Genomic DNA, 17105 nt, shown 5'->3' on the forward strand with positions numbered 1-17105 from the left:
AAAAGTCTGCTTTTCCATACTTTGTACGTAACTATTCTAGCAAACAAGTTGTCAAGAGACAATCTTTTTCAATGTTTTACGATGACATATAAATCTTTGCTTAATGCATGGGCAATGCCATCGATAATGGCTTCCAAATTAGCAGCTACCATTTCTAATTCCTCCTGGGTCTCACAGTAGAATATCGGCATGCCGCCGCCCACCCTATCTCTTGAATGGTCCGTCGTGATTGCGGCTAAAATAGACTTTTCGATATTCATTGATTTTTACCCTCCATTTCCGGTCGGGATTCTGATGGCATACGGATTGCATTCTCTAAGACTGGCACAGCTCCAATCGCTTTAATGGCACGGTCAATATCCTGATACTGAGGCAAAATGAAGACACCGATTCTTCCATCGTCTAAATCCCTTTTGATCAATGGTACAAGTGCAGGTGTACCGGAGTCCCTGAACACTCCTAAGGTAACTGATACATCATGAAGAATAGCTTGTCTCTGGCCAAGATTTGCGATGGTTGAACGAATATTGAAGTTTTTTGGTTCCAATACAAAGCCCATGCCATATTTTAAAACCTCTTCCTGCCTGTCCGGAAGTCCGATATTCATGATATAAATATTATCTACATATAAGCCTGCTCCATCAAAATGCGGCTTTACATATTTGATATTTACAATGTCCTTTAAAGTGGAACCGGTCATTAATTTTTTCGATATTAAGTATAGTACCACTGCTGTACCGGCAGCAGCCCAAATATTTACAGATAAATAAACCAAAGTGGTCAGTAATGAAGTGATAATAACCAGATAATTTCGACCTTCAAAAGCTACGGCTATACCTTCGATATACGTTTTGCCTCGAGGTACCAGTTCAAATTCATCCAATTCATTCATCGTATTCCTTTCCATGTTACGCACTTCTCGGAATTGAGATGCAGCCAGGGTGAGAAATGTAACTGCCGTAAATTCTTTTTCCATAATGGAAGGCACAGCAAATGTGCCCAGGGAAGCCGCAATGAACCCTAAAGATATATGAATCACTTTACCATGCAGGTAGGTAGGATATTGGCGATAATCCGTCCGCAACATGAGGAGTCTCATACTTGTACCAACAATGATTCCGAATAAAATAGGATAAGTATACTCATTCATTGACCAAAACGCTCCGTTCTCCATTTTATTTTATATGCCGCTTCCATAATCTTTTGTTTAAGATGTTGCAAGGCAAGCAGCACAAGCGAGAGAAATACCCCTTTTATCAGAAACAGCAGATCACTAATATGGCCTATGGAATGTATCAGCCCATAAGAAGTCAGGATATAGCCACTCAATAAATTGCCGGTGGATGCAACAAAAACGTACATCATTATACGCTGCCACGGATGTCTGGTCATTACCGTGAGCAGCATCAGGAAAAGAATCATCACAATTGTCCGGGCAGGGAATATTAACCATACAGGATTTATAAAAAGAAACAAATGGATACCGGCAAGCATGATACCGAATGTCACCAGATAACTCATCTGCCATAAGGTGGCCTTAATTTTAAGAAGAAACAAAAGTGCGCTTGTCCATATAAACACTAAAGCCCAGGAGAGGGTCATTTCTGTCAGGGATAGATAACGCTCGGAAAGCAGGAGAAAAATCAGAAGTCCAGTGGCAAATCTTGTACGCCAATACTCATCCTCATAAAAAAAGACCACAGCTATCCATACCATCCAGCTGAACCAATAAAATAATGCTGTTTCCACTTGTCCTACTCCCTTTCTTTTTAACATTATGGATGTAAGCATTGATATTTAAACCTCATAGTTTAAATTTGCCCGGGGACAATAACAAGCAAGGAGGGATAACTTTGGGAAAAGATCGTCAAGAATCAAAGTTAAAGAAAGAAAGAAGAGTAGAATCAGACCGTGATGTCAAAAAAGCAAAAAAAGGTACTACTTCTGTTGAATCGAAATGAAAAAAGCTGCCTCTAAAGTAATACTCTAGAGGCAGCTTTTTTTATTGGCTGCGTTGGTCCATCCATTCTTTTGTTTTACCTGTCAGAATATAAGCTTTTCCAGCTAGCGCATGCGGTTCATCCGCATTAAGGAGCATCATTGTCACTTTCAGTTCATGATGAATGGATTCAATGCGCTCAATCAGTGCTTCCTGCCCCGAAGTGACTAATACCTTCAACAACCCTCCGGCCATTCCGAACATTTCAGCTCCTAAGATAAGTGCCTTTGCACCATCAAGCCCATGCCTGATTCCTCCGGAAGCAAAAATGTGGGCCCCAGTATTAGTACGCTGAACTTCCAGGAGAGAAACCGGGGTAGGTATGCCCCAGTCTTCGAAGACATGTAAGGGGTTCTCCCTTCTCTGGTTTTCCACTTTAGAAAAGTTAGTGCCACCTCGCCCTGCCACATCAATATAACGGACACCAGCTTCTTTCAATAAAGCGGCAGTTTCCATAGACATACCGTAGCCAACCTCTTTGACAATAACTGGTACAGGGAGTCGAGAAGCAATCTTCTCTATGTTATTCAACCGTGTCGAAAAATTTCTGTCTCCTTCTGGCATGATCAGCTCCTGCAGTGTGTTGAGATGGATCTGTAAGGCATCTGCTTCTAACATATCGACCGCCTGATTTGCGTGCTCAAGGTCAGCTTCACTGCCTAAATTAGCGAAGATATTACCCTTTGGATTAGATTTACGAACAACTTCGTAACTTCTTTTTTCTTCAGGGTTTTTCAAGGCGGACATTTGGGAACCGACAGCCATCGCAATTCCTGTCTCGGCGGCAACCTCAGCTAACTGCCGATTGATATCTTCTGTTTTCTTTCCACCGCCACCCGTCATAGCATTGACAAAAAGAGGCGAACTTAGTGAAAGTTCGCCTACTTTTATATCCAATCTCAGGCCATCCCATGATAAACCAGAAACGCTCTGATGAACAACTTCAATATCATCAAAGTGGTTCTGTAGTTCTCTGGAATGACTTAATGCATGACGGATATGGTCGATTTTACGTTTTTCTCTCGACATATCTTTTCACCAATCAGTTTTTATATTTGTCTAGTTTGTCTCCAATCATGTCACCCAATTGAAAACCAGAATGATCGTCTTCTTTCTCATACTGCTTCAATTCCTGACGATCTTCCTCACGTTCTAATTCCTTGATACTCAATGACAGGCGCTTGGCATGCTCATCAACATCTAAGACCTTGACCTTCACCTGCTGACCGACTTCCAACTCTTCGTCAGGTGTACCAATATGACGGGTTGCGATTTGAGAAATATGAACAAGGCCTTCCACACCTGGCAATACTTCAACAAAGGCACCGAAGTTGACCAGACGCTTAACAGTTCCTTCAAGCACTGCTCCACGTTCTACACGCTGTTCCAAGTCGTGCCAAGGTCCAGGCTGTGTTTCTTTGTAAGATAATGAGATACGTTCATTATCTCTATCCACCGAAAGAACCTTCACTTTAATTTGCTGGCCTTCTTCTACGACGTCAGAAGCCTTTTCCACATGTTCATGGGAAAGCTGGGAAATATGAACCAGGCCATCAATTCCGCCAAGGTTTACGAATGCACCAAAATCCGTAATTCGTTGCACGGTACCATCTACTACTTGTCCTTCTTCTAAAGAATTCAGCACTTCCTGCTTCTTGCTGGATTCCTCTTCCTCAACGACTGCACGGTGGGAGAGAATTACGCGGTTTTGCTCGCGATCAAGCTCTACTACTTTTAGTGTCAAAGGTTTTCCTTTATATTCATCAAAGTTTTCTACATAGTATGTTTCAACTAAGGAAGCGGGAATAAATCCGCGCAGGCCGACATCTACTACAAGTCCACCTTTAACGATATCTTTGACTTCTGCTTCAAAGACTTCTCCGCTTTCATATTTCGCTTCCAATTCTTCCCATGCTTTATCAGCATCTACTGCACGTTTGGAAAGAACGATTTCGTCGTCTTCTACTTTTTTGACTTGAAGCTTGATTTCATCGCCTTCACTGACGACATCAGAAGCCTTTTCTACATGAAGACTGGATAGTTCACTAATTGGAACAATCCCCTCCACTTTATAGCCAACATCGACAAGAACCTGTTTTTCTTCCACTTTAACTACTTTTCCTGTCACGATGTCACCAGTAGAAAATTCCTGCATTCCTGTTACTTCTTGATTCATTTCATCCATACCAAGCTACCTCCTTCAAAATCCGACACTACTTCACTTCAGAATGTCCTTTTGTCTAACTTCTAATATTTATAAGAATTTGTCAAGTAATTAACCATGTATTTTTGGGTTTTTTGCTAATTTTTCGATTTCTTTCATAATCATATCTGTCGTCTCTCTGGCTGTAGCTTTATTTTCCCGATAGCTTGACATGTCTATCGGCTTTCCATATACGACCCACAGGCGTTTGAACGGTTTATAAGGCCCGATAATCGCACAAGGTACAATCCACGCTTCTGATCGGAGGGCAAAAAATCCTGCGCCTGCCAATCCTTGACCGACCTCTCCGTTTTTACTTCTTGTTCCTTCTGGAAAAAGGCCTAATGTTTCATTCTGCTCCAAAATCTTAAGACCGCCTCTTAAGGCATTACGATCTTTCATTCCTCTCTTAACCGGAAAAGCATGCACATTTCTAAGGATCTTCCCGAAAAATTTATTTTTGAAAAGTTCTTCTTTAGCCATAAAATGAATATTACGTCCACTTGTAATTCCCACGACAGGAGGATCAAGGTTAGAAATATGATTAGAGCAAATGATAACAGGACCTTCTTTAGGAATATTTTTTTTGCCCACTACCTTAATACGATAAAGCGGATATAAAAGGACCGTAAATAAAAATTTCCCCACTTTATAGAGATTCATAGCCTATACTCCTTACTCTTTATTTTTGACAACCTGGATGATTCGCTCCACCACTTCATCAATGCTTAATGAAGTGGTGTCGATTTCAACTGCATCATCTGCTTTTACTAATGGTGCCACCTCACGTTGCGAGTCGATTTCATCTCGTCGTCTGATTTCATCTTTTAATTCTTCTAAATCAGAAGAAAAACCTTTTTCAAGATTCTCCTGATGTCTTCTCTCTGCCCGTTCTTCTACGGTAGCTATCATAAAAATCTTCACTTCAGCATCCGGAATTACATGGGTGCCAATGTCCCTGCCGTCCATAACTACTCCACGCTTCGCTGCCAGCTGCTGCTGCCTCCTGACCATCACGTCCCGTACTTTTCTATGTTTAGCCACAATCGAAACTTGATTCGTGACTTCTTGTGTACGAATCGACTGGGTAACATCTTGTCCATTTACATAAACGTGTTGCCCCTCTTTCTCCATTTGCAGCTGTATTTCACACGCCTGGAGCAATTTATGAATATTTTCTTCTTCTTCCAGGTTCAAACCTTTTTTTAGTGCGCACCATGTTAAAGCTCGGTACATTGCTCCGGTATCAATATAAACATACCCTAGTTGATGAGCAACCCTTTTGGCTACCGTACTTTTTCCAGCGGCAGCTGGTCCATCGATTGCAATTGCAAGTTGTTTCACCAAAATCTTTCACCACTTTCCTGCCTTAATGCTTTCTGTCTAATAGTACATCTGTTTTGTTCAATTTTGTACTTTCTTATCACCGCGTTAACCTTTCCTGAAGTATAAGAAAAAAACGCCTTTCCCATAGTAAGAAAGCGCGCTTTTTTCAAATTCTTTCACAGGTTTTATTAGATTTATATCCCTACGCGTCTTTTAGCTAATATTCAATTCGTACTTCAAAATCATAACATAATGTCTGCTTAAAAATCCATTACATCTACCCGCTTCTATGGGAACAATGTTTGCCTAGTCAAAAGTTCAGTTCATTATTTTCTCAACGTACTCTCTTACCTTTCATATATAGCTGTCGTTCAAAACAGAATTGAATGATTGTCTGCCTGCTGCCATCAGTAATATCATGAAACTCAACAGAAGCTGACTCACGTTCCATTCCTTTGCTTTTGAAAACCCGTACAATTTCAGCTTTTGCATCTATGTAGTGTATATCCCCTGCTTTCATATGGAAAACAAACAACATTTCCACCAAGGTTCCTGGTGCGCATCCATGCCTATACGGTAATACTATTGCCGCCCCTCCGCCACTGATATCGGTGGTAATAGAAGTGAAAGAATGTTCTCCCCGGCTTTTAATGGCAACATCTACAGCGGTTTCGATGCGGACAAACTTTCTTCTTTGTATCCGTTTAAATTTGTTTTCATCAGGCAAATGAAAAATTAATACAGGGATCTTAAATTTTTTCTTTGCAATCATGGAGGTCTCAAACATATAGACGCTTTTATCTTTTCCTACAAAACGAAGCTTGAATGGTGTACCTTCGTGAAAAAAACCTGTCTTTCCTGATTTTTCACCACTTGGCAAAGATAAAAATAAATAACCTCCTCTTATATCAACCACTTTGCATTTATATAATTCATGAAAAGTATGATCTCTATGTAACAGTTCAAGTGTAACAGGTGTTCCTATATCCACTTCAAGACCACTTCTTTCTGACTAGGAATTTTGGCTGTTTCCATTATCTCAGAAAACTAAAAAAAGAGAAAGATGGTAAGCCCATCTTTCCTCTTTATACAGCGCTGGAGAACTTAATTTCAGTAGCTTTTAGACGTTCCACTTTTTCTTCGGTACCGTCCTCTGCATTAATGAAAATCCGATAGGTATTATCACCCAGTGTGCCGAGAAATTCATAGGTCAATACTTCTTCTGCCAAATCATTCTCTATAATGGCCATGTGCTGTTCCTGGATTTTTACATCTGGATTAACACTTGACCTGGCTTCTTCTTCAGAGATACCTGTTTCAGGTATGTCGCGTTTGGTGTGATTCATAAAATAATCCTTTGCAGACATCCCTAACATGTCTCCATTATCCAATGCGACTTTCACCTGGATAGCGTCAGGATAGATTCTTACACCACCCTGGCTTGCTACAAAAGAATATACCCCTTCTTTTTCATATTGACTACTTTGAATCAGCTCCCTATCCGGGAATTCAAAGGATTTAAGATAATCATTAGCCTTTAATGCACCTTCATGAAGACTGATTTTTGTATCCTTCACCGGGCGCTCTACCATTACCGTCAAAGGATGTCCTCCTTTTACTGACATATCTATATAACCGTTTTTATCTCCATCTTGATAAGAGGCCATCCAAGTCTGTACATCCGCCCCATCGCCTGTTTTGGTCATATTTATTTTTTGTTCGTCTTTAATATTAAATATTTTCTTTGCTGTTTCCTTTGCTTCTTGCTCACTGATCTCCTTGCCATTTAATCCTTTGAATTCATGATTTTCATCAGCTATCCCGATGATATTACTGCCATTGTTCTCTTCGCCAAAACCAGCAACACTTTTTTCTACGGTTTCAAAACCATCAATAATGGTATTATCCCCCTGTGCATCATTGGTTGCTAAAGCAAGCTGCACGTCCATCCAGCGCAGATTCTCCTCCAGCACCGTATGCTGGACCTTTCTTAGCTCATCCTTAATTGTACCGCTTTGCTTATAAAGGTCTTCCAGCATTGTTACTTCTTCATCAGATAACGGTTCATCACTCAAATTACGGATAGCAGTTTTATAACTGAAATCACCGATATCATGAAGAAACTCTTCTGTTTTATTGAACGGAAGCAATGTCAATGGAAGCTGGCCGACATCCGCCTGAGCTTCAGAAGTTAATCGCCATATTTGAGCAAGTTCTGGAGAAAGCCTCTTTTGGGAATTCATGGCGAGTACATTACCGATCTTGTCATGTAATAGATCGGTATGATAAGTCAAATCGTGAAAAGCTCGCTGATACGTATTTTCTGCCTGTATCAGGATTGCATTTTTATCCTGGTGTTCCTTGTATCCCCAGACACCTGTACCCACTACAACAATAGCCAGTAAAGAAATTAATATCCATCTTTTCATCCGTCTCACCACCTATTTCGCAAAAATGTGTTTTCCTATCTTTTTAATTTGGGGTCTGCTCCAAATCCAACCTGAAGTTGCCGTGTCCGGGTTAAAATAATAAATGGCTTCGCTGGAAGGATCCCAGCCATTAATCGCATCCATAACGGCTCTTTTTGCTGTTTCATTCGGAGTCAGCCAGATTTGTCCATCTGCCACTGCAGTAAAAGCCCTCGGCTCAAAGATTACACCCGCAACTGTATTGGGGAAAGTAGTACTGTTTACACGATTTAAAATAACTGCGGCAACTGCTACTTGCCCAACATAAGGCTCGCCCCTGGCCTCTCCATATACCGCATTAGCCATTAACTGGATATCATTTTGAGAATAACCGTTCGGGATATTTACCGCAGTATTGCTCGGTTCTTCCGCTTGTTGCTGTTCTCCCTGCTGTTGTTTTTTAGGTGCCGGGTTTTTTACTTGTTGATCTTTAGGCACACCGCCATAATAAGAGAAATCCTTACCTTGTCTAATTTGTTCCTTAACAAAACCTTCATCGTATTGACTGGCATTCACCAATTTCTGCTTGGTTGACTGGCCGGCCAGACCATCGATTTCCATACCGAACTCATATTGAAAGTTCCTTAACGCCCAGTAGGTCCCCCAGCCAAAGACACCATCGATTTTCCCATTGTAAAAACCTAAATATTGCAGTCTGGCTTGCAATTCGATAACATCATCACCAACCGCACCTTGTTGGATCACTTGATTCGAAAAAGCATCCGCCTGTTCAGTTGGGTAGGAAACTACGATGACTCCTGCCATCAATACTGATAAAGCTGTATAAAAAATCGAACGCTTTATGCTCATTTCTCGTTCTCGCCTCCTGGATACTATAGTCACTAATGCTAATGATAGCTTTTGAAACTCCACAGGTTTTATACATAAAATTGACGACGATGCTATCTTCTTACAAATATGTCATAAAACAAAAAGGAGCTTATTCAACAAAAAGTCCGAAAAGTCGAAGACTTAATTTCGAGATGATTTTGGGGAGTTTAGGGGCGTTGGGGAAGGATTCGCTTTCCAGCTTCATCGCCTAGACACTCGCGACATAAGCAGTCCATCAACGGGAAGAAAGACCACTTCCCTTTTGCTGTTCTGCTTATGCGTGTCGTGTCTACCAAGGCGATTACGCATTAATTTCTTTCCTGCGGGGAACATGGCAAGCTTCCTCGGGCTGCGCCCTGCGGGATCATGCCTTGCTCCTTCTCCCGCGGGAGTCTCACCCTTCCCCCACGCCCCTTGCCATAAAAGATACTCGAAATCATGTTTGGAAAGTCCAGCCCTATTTTGTGATGAATATCCTATTACAATGGTAAGTTGACCGTATTTTCTGCTCCAAAAGCACTCTATTTCTGATGGAAGTTTCGAGAAACTAACGAACGTATGGTGGCTGGGAAAACGGTGAGACTCCAGTGGGATGAACATGATCGGTGAGATCCCGCAAGGCGAAGCCTGAGGAAGCTCACCACATGCCCACGGAAAGCGATCCGTTTTCCCAGCCAACATAATCGATACCTAAAGTCTCGAAACTGAGTATTCAGCAATTGGGAGCTTTAATTGAAGCTCAAGGCTGAGATTTAATAGGGACAAAAATAAAACCATGTCATTATAGACATGGTTGATATAGAACTTATTCAGCTTTCGAGTGAAGGTTAGCAGAATGATGATTGGCCAATCGGATTTTACGAATTCCGATAACCCATAGACCTGCCATAAAAGGGATCATAAGATAAAGCCAGGCATTAGAAGTGGTGGTAAGAATCATATCATATAAACCGTGTAAAGCAACGGGAATAAATAAAGCTAAAGTTAAACACATTTTTGTTCGAGTCGTATTGAACTTAGCTTTTCCAATATAATACCCCATCAAAATACCAAACAAGGCATGAGAGGATACTGGAAAGATCGCTCTTCCCCATGCATACTGGGTCCCATTTGCAAGAAGATAAATGATGTTCTCCACGGTTGCGAACCCCAGACTTATAGCGACCCCATAAATGATGCCGTCATAATGGTGATCAAATTCTCTATGTTGATAAACAGCGAATAAAAATATAAACCATTTAACAAACTCTTCAAGCAACCCCGCTAATAAAAATGAGTGGAGGTATGGCGATTGTAATAATCCTTCGATATTAAAAGCATATTGGATAAACATGGTTGGAAAAACAAGCAGTGCTCCAAGTATGAAAGTACGGATGATCAAAGGGAGCGGCTCTAATTCTATTCGTTTATTAAAATAGATGAACGTCATGATAGCTGCAACCGGGGCGAGCGCTAACGTCAAAATGGATACCATTGTCTGCTCCTCACTTTCCATCCAGGTAATTTAATCGTATCATGGAAAAGAAGGAAACGGAACAATAGAAAAAGAAGGTGATAAATTATGAAACGTATTATGATCCTCCATACCGGGGGAACTATATCTATGAAAGAAAACAAGGTTACAGGAGAAGTTAATACAGAGGGACGACACCCCTTACAGGAAATCAATGACATACTCAAAGACGAGGCAGAAATTGAAGACGAGGTGCTTTTCTATATACCATCTCCTCATATGACACCTTTCCATATGCTCCAATTAGGGAGAAGGATCCATGAAGTACTTGCTTCAGGAAAATTTGATGGGGTCGTTATCACTCACGGTACAGACACACTAGAAGAGACTGCCTATTTTTTAGACCTTTTCTTGCAAACGAGAAAACCGGTAGTAATGACTGGAGCTATGCGATCCAGTAACGAAATTGGATCTGATGGGTTATATAACCTGCTTACAGCTATCCGTGTAGCGACTTGTGATGAAGCCCAGGATAAAGGCGTACTGGTGGTAATGAATGATGAAATTCATACAGCGAAAAATGTTACAAAAACATCGACAAGCAATGTAGCTACATTCCAAAGCCCCCAGTATGGGCCAATAGGAATCACTACAAAAAAAGATGTGTTTTTTCACCATAAATTAACCAGGCATGATTCCTATCCGATTCAAAAAATTGATAAAAACGTGTCGCTGGTGAAGGCCTTTGCCGGCATGGACGGTTCAATCTTCGATGCGCTTAGGAGCACAGAGATTGACGGACTTGTCATCGAGGCACTTGGCCAAGGAAACTTACCCCCGGCCACGGTAGCTTCTATAAAAAAACTGCTGGATTTGAATATTCCAATTGTACTTGTTTCCCGCTGCTATCAAGGAATAGTCCAGGATACCTACGGTTATGAAGGCGGCGGACGAAAATTACGAGAAGCTGGAATCATTTTTGCAAATGGACTGACGGGACCTAAAGCAAGAATTAAGCTGATGGTGGCGTTGGAAATGACTAACAATCCGACAGAGCTGGCACCGATGTTCGATTATTAGAAAAGATAATAGCCTGATCCTTAACATACAAGCTCAGAGTTTATACTCTGAGCTTGTAGAAATTCATATAGATAATTATTTTTTTGCAGCTATTGCATTTGCAATTTGTTCACCATGATGGCGCCCGTTTTCGATAAAAATTTCATTATTATTATAACCGGCAGCAATCACACCTGCGATATAGATCCCCGGAACATTGGTTTCCATGGTTGTTTCATTAAAGGATGGTCTGCCTGTTTTTTCATCCATATCCACGCCCATCTTGGTCAGAAAACTATGGTCTGGACGATAGCCAGTCATCGCAAAGACAAAATCGTTAGTAATTTGCTCTTCCTTACCATTACACGTGAAGACAACGTGGGTTTCGCTAATCTTTTTTACTTCTGTACAAAATCTCATCTCAACGATACCTTTGTTGACCAATGCTTCAAATTCCGGAAGTATCCAAGGCTTAATGCTTTTCGAGTAATCTTCACCACGATAGAGAACCGTCACGTACGCTCCTGCCTTCACTAATTCCAGTGCAGCATCTACAGCGGAGTTTTTCCCGCCAATAACTACTACATTCTTTTTAAAATAGGGATGAGCTTCTTTGAAATAATGCTTCACCTTATCCAGTTCTTCACCTTCAATATTCATCAGATTCGGTTGATCATAATAGCCTGTGGCTATGATGATATCCTTGGCCTGATAGTTATCAGTTTCCCCACTGTTTTTCTTTGTATGGACGGTGAAGGTTGTTTCTTCTTTTACCACTTGTGTCACCCGCTCATAGGCGTTCACCCGTAATTCCTTACGCTCAGCTACTGCTCTATAGTAAGCTAAAGCCTGATTCCTGACAGGCTTCTGTCGTTCAGTTATGAAAGGAACTCCTCCAATCTCCAGTTTTTCACTGGAACTGAAAAAAGTCTGGTGTGTGGGATAATTATAGATGGAATTGACAACGTTCCCTTTTTCTATCAAAAGTGGTTCAATCCCTCGTTCCTGCAGCTCTATGGCAACACTCATTCCACATGGTCCTGCCCCGACAATAATTACATCTTCCTGTTGCACTCATGCTCACTCCTTAACACAAAGAAACCCGAAGAGATCTATCCGAACTCTCCAGTCCTTTCATCTTCAAGCTTTCACTCGTTATACAGTATATTAAACACGCTTTACCAAAATAAAATATCTCCTACCATACTACATGATAGGAGATATCAAGCTTATAATCAACTTAAACCCATCCACGGAAACGAGAGGCTTCTGCCATTTTACGCACGCCTACCATATAGGCGGCGAGACGCATATCCACCCTTCTAGTCTGGGCAGTGTTATAAACGTTATTAAAACCTTTGATCATCACTTTATAGAGTTTCTCTTCTACTTCTTCTTCTGTCCAATAATAACCTTGATTATTCTGTACCCATTCAAAATAAGAAACCGTGACACCACCAGCTGAAGCCAGCACATCAGGTACTAACAGAATACCACGGTCTGACAGAATCTTCGTTGCTTCTAGGGTTGTCGGGCCATTAGCAGCTTCTACAACAATCGGTGTCTTGATGTTATAAGCATTGTCTTCTGTAATCTGATTTTCAATTGCTGCCGGTACAAGAATATCACCTTCAAGTTCCAACAGCTCCTGATTCGTAATCTTATTTTTAAATAAATTAGTTACCGTTCCGAAACTGTCACGGCGATCCAATAAGTAGTCAATATCCAGCCCATCCGGGTCATGGAGAGCACCATAAGCATCGGAGATACCGATCACTTTTGCTCCTTTATCATGCATGAATTTCGCCAGAAAACTTCCTGCATTTCCGAACCCTTGAACTATAACACGGGCACCTTTCAATTCGATGCCTTTCTTCTTACAAGCCTCTTCAATACATATGGTTACACCCTTAGCCGTAGCGGATTCCCTGCCGTGGGAACCTCCCAGCACAATCGGTTTACCTGTTATGAACCCAGGATTGTTGAATTCATCAATACGACTATATTCATCCATCATCCATGCCATAATTTGTGAGTTAGTGAAAACATCAGGAGCCGGAATATCCTTTGTCGGTCCTACTATTTGACTGATTGAACGTACATATCCTCTACTTATCCCTTCCAACTCACGGAACGACATTTCACGTGGATCACAGACGATCCCGCCTTTACCTCCACCATATGGGAGATCAACAATACCAGCTTTCAGACTCATCCAGATAGAAAGTGCTTTTACTTCCTTTTCACTTACATTCGGGTGGAAGCGGACTCCGCCTTTTGTCGGGCCTACGGCATCATTGTGCTGCGCCCTGTAACCCGTGAAAATCTTGATGGACCCATCGTCCATCCTCACAGGAATCCGGACGGTCATCATTCGCACAGGTTCTTTCATCAGCTCATACACTTCCCCTGGATAACCCAGTTTATCCAGTGCTTTCTTGATTACAGACTGTGTCGACTTTAAAACATCCAACTTATCGTTTACAGAATCTGCTGGCTTATCGGCTACCATCAGTTTACCTCCTATATGTCCATTCACTATCATTATCAACTATGCTTTCAGTGATTAGTATACACTTTCAAATCGAATATGCAAGCAACAAAATCGCATTAAAAAATGGCTATCTTTTAGCAATGAAAACGATTTCGGCTCATGTTATCCTTTTACAACAGAAAGCTCAACAAATTTTTCGACCATCTCTTCATAACTCCAGCCGATTTTCTTAGCAGAATCCGGGAAGAGACTTGTTGGTGTCATGCCAGGAAGTGTGTTAACTTCTAAGATTATTGCTTCATCTTCATCCGTTACAATAAAGTCTACCCGGGAGTATACGTCACATCCCAATAATTGATGAGCCAGCACTGAGTGCTTTTGTAGTTTTTCAGTCATCTCTTCTGGCAATTGTGCAGGCACGATATGTTCACTTCCGCCTGGTTTATATTTGGAATCAAAATCGTAATAATCGCTTTTAGGAATGATTTCAATGACAGGAAGCGCTTTTTCTGCCCCTTGTTTTCCTACCACGGGTACTGTAACTTCTCTGCCTGCTATATAGTCTTCCACCAGGATCGTATCATCTGATTCGCCTGCTTTTTTGACACCTTCCTCAATCTCGGTAGTATCTTTAACGATCGTCAGCCCTAAGGTGGACCCTTCCTGGTTCGGTTTAATAACGAAAGGAGGCTTGAAATCTTGCTTAATCGCTTCTTCTATGGCCCTCAGATTATCGTTTTCTACTCGATATGTTTTGCTTCTTGCAGTCGCAATGCCATATTGACTGAATATTTGCTTCGATTTTGCTTTATCCATGGCAAGTGCTGAGGCAAGTACACCTGAGCCCACATATGGGATACCAAGCATATCAAGTAACCCTTGAATCTTTCCATCTTCACCAAAACGGCCGTGTAGACCGATGAAGACAAGGTCTACATCCAATTCAAGGATTTCATTCAATCTATCAGGGTGGAAATCGATATCCACTACCTCATGTCCATTTTTTTTCAATGCATTTATGATCCCTTTTCCAGTCGATAAGGATACTTCTCTTTCTCCGGAAGTACCCCCATATAAAACAGCTATCTTCAACGCATACACTCCCTCAACTTAGACCTTCTTAACATACTTATTCCCTACAATAGTAACATGTTCACTAAAAACCTTCTATCTAATCTTAATAAATTGTCTCTGTTAAAGATTGTAGTTGATTTTTCTTTAAAGGCATATTCAATTAAAAGGCCGAAAAGTCGAAGACTTGATTTCGAGATATTGGTTGGAGGAGCGGGGCGTGGGGGCACGAGTCGCTTTCCCCGGGAGTTCGTTGAGCCTCCTCGAGCTAACGCTCTGCGGGGTCTCACCTGGAACTCTTTTCCCGTAGGAGTCTCCCCGTGCCCCCACGTCCCTTGCCATATAAGATACTCGAAATCGTGTTTGGAAAGTCCAAACCCTATTTTGTGATGAGTGTCCTATCACGGACCTCCAAACCGTTACTATCGTAACGGAAACAACATATCTTGAAACTGAGTCTTCAGTAAAAGGGAGCTTATCTGGAACATCAACATTGAGATTCAACAAAGCCTATAAATTAAAAAACAACTTATATCTTTAGGAATTAATTTATGGAATGAGAGAACTAACCTTGTATGAACACAAAAAAATGAACGGTACTGTTATCCGTTCATTTATTGTAGGAATGTGGCTTTATGAAATAATCAAAGACCTGCTTCGCTGCATCATTTTCCATCACGATTTCCCCATATTCTTTAAGCCTGTGGGAAGTCACAATGCTTGGTGTTCCGAATTCTGACATTAAAGCAATAACCTGTTCCCTGTTTAAGTCTTCTATGTCTTCTTCTTCTAATTTCATATAATAATAATCACCGTAGTGGATAATACTTCCACCTTCAACACCAAGATTATATAATCGGCGGGAGACTTGTATGATATCTTCAAATTCTAGGAATGAAAAGATTAATTCCTTACTCTCATCCAAAGTTACTTTCATTTCGATATAGTCTTCATCCTCATCCTGGTAGTCACGTTCTGTCTGGGTAACTACGATGAACATCCCTTGCGCTTGAAGAAGATAGACCTGTACAAGCAAGGTACCATCCAGTTCAAAACCAAGTTCATCACTTGCTTCATACATCATATCACTAAATAATTGATGCACGCGGGGTAAATCATGCCATAAATCTTCCTTAGTCAACCCTCTCTCAATCAAATCATCGAAGGTAAGGAATATTTTAAACTTGTCGTTTGACATTCGTTCCAAACGCATTCCCATCGCCCCCTGAAAGCTATCGGTTTATCTTTATCTTATGCTATTATTCAACTTTTGGTGCTCTTTTATCCCGGTATTACTTATCTTTGGTCATCCAACCATTTTAGCCACTCTTCCCTTGTGGTACCGACTAAGAATCGGTCTGCTTTGGCTTTTTCATCGGGGTCCAATTGATCAAAAGCATAACCCCCAAGGCCAACCCGCATTCCAGGATAATTTTTTTGGATAGTTTCCGCTAACATAATGGTAGCTGGTACATTTTTCTTTAAGGTAGTGGATAAAAAGACATATGCAGCGTCCACTTCCTTTAATATTGGCTGGATATCCCCATCTGCAATGCTTTGACCAAGGTAAATGACTTCATAACCCTTTCGTTTCAAAAACAGAGCGAATATCAAAAGCCCAAGTTCATGTTTTTCATTTGGCCCGCATACTAATACGGCCTTTGGAAGATAAGGTGCTGCCGGTATCGATAATAATAACATACCAATTCGGGACCTAAGAAAGCTACTGGCAAAGTGTTCATGAGCACTCGTTATTTTGTTCTCTTCCCAAAGCACTCCTACCTTGATTAAAAGCGGGGATATGATTTCAATAGCTACCTTTTCAGGAGTATATAAACTAAATGCATAATCAAGGTGTTGCTGCGCTGTCCTTTCATCGAAAGATAGTAACGCTTCCAACAATTCAGAGGACTTTTTTTCCAATTCATTATCCTGACCGGTCTCTGGCTCGTTTAAAGTTTCCCCTTGATTATTTTCATATAGTGAAACGGCCTGCGAAATAGTAAAACCGTGATCGACTTTAGCAATCAACCATTTCAGTATCCGTACATGATGGTCTGTATAGAGTCGATGACCGGCATTATTTCTTACAGGCCGGATGATTTGATAACGCCGTTCCCATGCTCGTAATGTACCAGGCTGGATCCCTAACATATTTGAAACAGCTTTAATGTTGTATTTTCCCTTTTCCGTTGCCATGT

At 41.1% G+C, this 17105-nt stretch carries 18 protein-coding genes; 2 read left to right on the forward strand and 16 right to left on the reverse strand.

Annotated features, from left to right (window positions below):
• Window positions 1-68: 68 nt before the first annotated feature.
• Genes FHS45_RS06980 through FHS45_RS06990 form a run of 3 tightly spaced genes read right to left on the reverse strand, consistent with a single transcriptional unit; the run spans window position 69 to window position 1749 of the window.
• Window positions 69-260, reverse strand: a complete 192-nt coding sequence (locus FHS45_RS06980; RefSeq protein ID WP_062446397.1) for a capping complex subunit for YIEGIA — start codon at window positions 258-260, stop codon at window positions 69-71.
• Window positions 257-1150, reverse strand: a complete 894-nt coding sequence (locus FHS45_RS06985; protein ID WP_062446399.1) for a YIEGIA family protein — start codon at window positions 1148-1150, stop codon at window positions 257-259. Before FHS45_RS06985 ends, FHS45_RS06980 begins: the two co-directional genes overlap by 4 nt.
• Window positions 1147-1749 (reverse strand): YphA family membrane protein, encoded by a 603-nt coding sequence (locus FHS45_RS06990; protein ID WP_148350145.1) that lies wholly within the window; start codon window positions 1747-1749, stop codon window positions 1147-1149. The genes FHS45_RS06985 and FHS45_RS06990 overlap by 4 nt, the downstream gene beginning before the upstream one ends.
• A gap of 104 nt (window positions 1750-1853) precedes the next feature.
• Between FHS45_RS06990 and FHS45_RS06995 the strand changes: the two genes are divergently transcribed.
• Window positions 1854-1961: a YpzI family protein gene (locus FHS45_RS06995; protein WP_085508707.1), complete on the forward strand. Its 108-nt coding sequence runs from the start codon at window positions 1854-1856 to the stop codon at window positions 1959-1961.
• Window positions 1962-2002: 41 nt separating this feature from the next.
• On the opposite strand, the gene fni is transcribed toward FHS45_RS06995, so the two are convergent.
• The 8 genes from fni to prsW all read right to left on the reverse strand — a co-directional run bounded on the left by fni (window position 2003) and on the right by prsW (window position 10301).
• Entirely contained in the window at window positions 2003-3028 is a 1026-nt protein-coding gene (gene fni / locus FHS45_RS07000) for a type 2 isopentenyl-diphosphate Delta-isomerase (protein ID WP_062446403.1), read from the reverse strand.
• 13 nt (window positions 3029-3041) lie between these two features.
• The gene (rpsA, locus tag FHS45_RS07005; protein WP_062446406.1) at window positions 3042-4184 is read right to left on the reverse strand and encodes a 30S ribosomal protein S1; all 1143 of its coding nucleotides are present in this window, start codon (window positions 4182-4184) and stop codon (window positions 3042-3044) included.
• 90 nt (window positions 4185-4274) lie between these two features.
• Window positions 4275-4865, reverse strand: a complete 591-nt coding sequence (locus FHS45_RS07010; RefSeq protein ID WP_062446408.1) for a lysophospholipid acyltransferase family protein — start codon at window positions 4863-4865, stop codon at window positions 4275-4277.
• 12 nt (window positions 4866-4877) lie between these two features.
• Window positions 4878-5549, reverse strand: a complete 672-nt coding sequence (gene cmk / locus FHS45_RS07015; protein WP_062446409.1) for a (d)CMP kinase — start codon at window positions 5547-5549, stop codon at window positions 4878-4880.
• Window positions 5550-5862: 313 nt separating this feature from the next.
• On the reverse strand, window positions 5863-6519 hold the full coding sequence (locus tag FHS45_RS20450; RefSeq protein ID WP_062446411.1) for a flagellar brake protein: 657 nt from the start codon (window positions 6517-6519) through the stop codon (window positions 5863-5865).
• A gap of 94 nt (window positions 6520-6613) precedes the next feature.
• On the reverse strand, window positions 6614-7957 hold the full coding sequence (ypeB, locus tag FHS45_RS07025; protein WP_062446412.1) for a germination protein YpeB: 1344 nt from the start codon (window positions 7955-7957) through the stop codon (window positions 6614-6616).
• A gap of 12 nt (window positions 7958-7969) precedes the next feature.
• Window positions 7970-8761 carry a spore cortex-lytic enzyme gene (gene sleB, locus FHS45_RS07030; RefSeq protein WP_229717870.1) on the reverse strand — a complete coding sequence of 264 codons (792 nt, stop codon included), beginning with the start codon at window positions 8759-8761 and terminating at the stop codon, window positions 7970-7972.
• A gap of 871 nt (window positions 8762-9632) precedes the next feature.
• Entirely contained in the window at window positions 9633-10301 is a 669-nt protein-coding gene (gene prsW / locus FHS45_RS07035; protein WP_062446418.1) for a glutamic-type intramembrane protease PrsW, read from the reverse strand.
• Between the two features lie 87 nt (window positions 10302-10388).
• On the opposite strand from prsW, the gene FHS45_RS07040 reads away from it, so the two are divergent.
• Window positions 10389-11360 carry an asparaginase gene (locus FHS45_RS07040; RefSeq protein ID WP_062446420.1) on the forward strand — a complete coding sequence of 324 codons (972 nt, stop codon included), beginning with the start codon at window positions 10389-10391 and terminating at the stop codon, window positions 11358-11360.
• Window positions 11361-11435: 75 nt separating this feature from the next.
• Here FHS45_RS07040 and FHS45_RS07045 read toward each other — a convergent pair whose 3' ends face one another.
• From FHS45_RS07045 to FHS45_RS07065, 5 genes are all read right to left on the reverse strand, one after another.
• Window positions 11436-12413 (reverse strand): YpdA family putative bacillithiol disulfide reductase, encoded by a 978-nt coding sequence (locus FHS45_RS07045; RefSeq protein ID WP_062446422.1) that lies wholly within the window; start codon window positions 12411-12413, stop codon window positions 11436-11438.
• 166 nt (window positions 12414-12579) lie between these two features.
• Window positions 12580-13851: a Glu/Leu/Phe/Val family dehydrogenase gene (locus FHS45_RS07050; protein WP_062446424.1), complete on the reverse strand. Its 1272-nt coding sequence runs from the start codon at window positions 13849-13851 to the stop codon at window positions 12580-12582.
• 144 nt (window positions 13852-13995) lie between these two features.
• The gene (locus FHS45_RS07055; protein ID WP_062446426.1) at window positions 13996-14925 is read right to left on the reverse strand and encodes a D-alanine--D-alanine ligase; all 930 of its coding nucleotides are present in this window, start codon (window positions 14923-14925) and stop codon (window positions 13996-13998) included.
• A 589-nt stretch (window positions 14926-15514) separates the two neighbouring features.
• Entirely contained in the window at window positions 15515-16117 is a 603-nt protein-coding gene (locus FHS45_RS07060; protein WP_062446428.1) for a genetic competence negative regulator, read from the reverse strand.
• Window positions 16118-16200: 83 nt separating this feature from the next.
• Complete coding sequence (locus tag FHS45_RS07065) at window positions 16201-17103, reverse strand: MerR family transcriptional regulator (RefSeq protein ID WP_062446430.1); 903 nt, start codon at window positions 17101-17103, stop codon at window positions 16201-16203.
• Window positions 17104-17105: the final 2 nt, after the last annotated feature.

The sequence above is a fragment of the Thalassobacillus devorans genome, from assembly GCF_011761345.1.
Lineage (GTDB): Bacteria > Bacillota > Bacilli > Bacillales > Halobacillaceae > Thalassobacillus > Thalassobacillus devorans.